The 1,430-nt window shown below is 56.7% G+C and carries 2 protein-coding genes and 1 pseudogene; all 3 read right to left on the bottom strand.

The window, feature by feature from the left end; translation table 11 throughout:
* Positions 1–47 precede the first annotated feature (47 nt).
* Positions 48–797 carry a Uma2 family endonuclease gene (locus NW841_RS06550; protein ID WP_414385902.1) on the bottom strand — a complete coding sequence of 250 codons (750 nt, stop codon included), beginning with the start codon at positions 795–797 and terminating at the stop codon, positions 48–50.
* Positions 798–838: 41 nt separating this feature from the next.
* Entirely contained in the window at positions 839–1,183 is a 345-nt protein-coding gene (locus tag NW841_RS06545; RefSeq protein ID WP_414385900.1) for a hypothetical protein, read from the bottom strand.
* Positions 1,170–1,430 (bottom strand): annotated as a pseudogene (locus NW841_RS06540) (hypothetical protein); the annotation flags it as partial. The pseudogene NW841_RS06540 and the gene NW841_RS06545, both read right to left, overlap by 14 nt.

Here is a 1,430-nt window from a genome sequence, read left to right as displayed (position 1 = left end):
AACCAACGACCAGCCTAGTAAGGCAGACTCTAAACTGCTCCTCTAACTTACTTGTCCATCACTACATCGAGATCCACCCCCAGTTCTCGCAGCTTTTGGGCCAGACGCTCCGCCCGCTGTTCGGCCTGCTCGGCTCGTTGCCGTTCTTGTTCAGCCCTTTGCCGCTCCAGTTCGGCCTCGGTGGGCACTAGTTCACCAGAAGAGGTGGCCCAGCGAATCCATGTGGTTTCGATGTCCCGAAACCTGCCTTCCCATTTCACCAGGTACAGTCCCAGAACTGCGCTCGGCAGGCGACCTTCTGCATCGACTTCAATCGGCTCATAGCGGTCGCCCCTCAGCCGAAACCCCGCCCAGTCCTCCGGATCAAACGGGTCAAACCAAAAGTACTCCGGCACCCGGATAATTTGCTCGTAAAGCTGCTTTTTGCTTGTCTTATCATCCTGGGCAGTGCTGGGAGAAAGAAGCTCAATCACCACGTCTGGCCCTTTGCCCTGCTCCCAGATCACCCAGCTTTTGCGCTCGCCCTTGGGCACTCCCAGCACCACAAAATAATCAGGCCCTCGGAAATTGCGGCTGCGGGTCTGCTCCAAGCTGTAGTAGAGGAACATGTTGCCGCTGACAAAGCCATCAGGGCGCTGTTGCAGCCAGGTTTGGGTGACGGAGATGAGCAAGTCCATCTGGCACTTGTGTCGCCAGCTTTCCATAGGTACGCCGTCGTCGTAGGGGAGCTCGTCTTGGGTAGGGGGCCAGTCGGGTAGATCAACCGGATCCGGAATAATCGGTTTGGGGTTGGTCATTGCCAGTCCTCCGAGAGGTATTTTGGGCTGGCTAGTTTTCTTTACAAAGTATCGGGATCCACTCCCAGTTCTCGCAACTTTTGGGCCAGGCGTTCCGCCCGTTGCCGTTCCTGCTCAGCCCACTGCCGTTCGATCTTCTCAGCTTCTTCTGGTGTGGGCACCAGCTCCCCATTGGGGAAAAAGTACCGCAGTTGCCGGTTGGGAATGCCTAGGCGCAGCCCCAACACTTCCCTCCAGCGCCACCTCTGCTCCGGTGGCTCAATCTCCTCATGCCGTTCCCCCCTCAGTTGCAAGCCCGTAAACTCCTGCGTTTCGGGAGAAAAGTAGAAGTACTCCGGTGTCCTAAAAATCCTTTCGTAAAGCTCCCGCTCTTCACCCCGATCCACCTTGGCTGCCGATTCCGAAAGTGGCTCGATGATCTTCCCACACCACCCAAGAAGGCAGAGAGCGGTTTTCTACCCCTTTGACCAAAAACAGATCTGGGCCGCGGAAGTCTTTGCTTTTGAGTTGCTCTCGGCTGTAGTCAACGGTGAGGTTCCAGGCGAGGAAGTAGTCGTTGCGATCCTGCCAGAGGCGGGTGAGGCAGCTCACCAGAATCAAAAGCTGCAGGGCGTGGAGGGAGTGTTCCATTTC

Source organism: Synechococcus sp. H60.3 (assembly GCF_047462295.1).
GTDB lineage: Bacteria > Cyanobacteriota > Cyanobacteriia > Thermostichales > Thermostichaceae > Thermostichus.
This window is presented reverse-complemented; position numbering and strand designations above follow the sequence as displayed.

Coding starts and splice junctions, on each gene's coding strand:
- NW841_RS06550 (WP_414385902.1), bottom strand. CDS start 797: ATGACCAACCCCAAACCGATTATTCCGGATCCGGTTGATCTACCCGAC.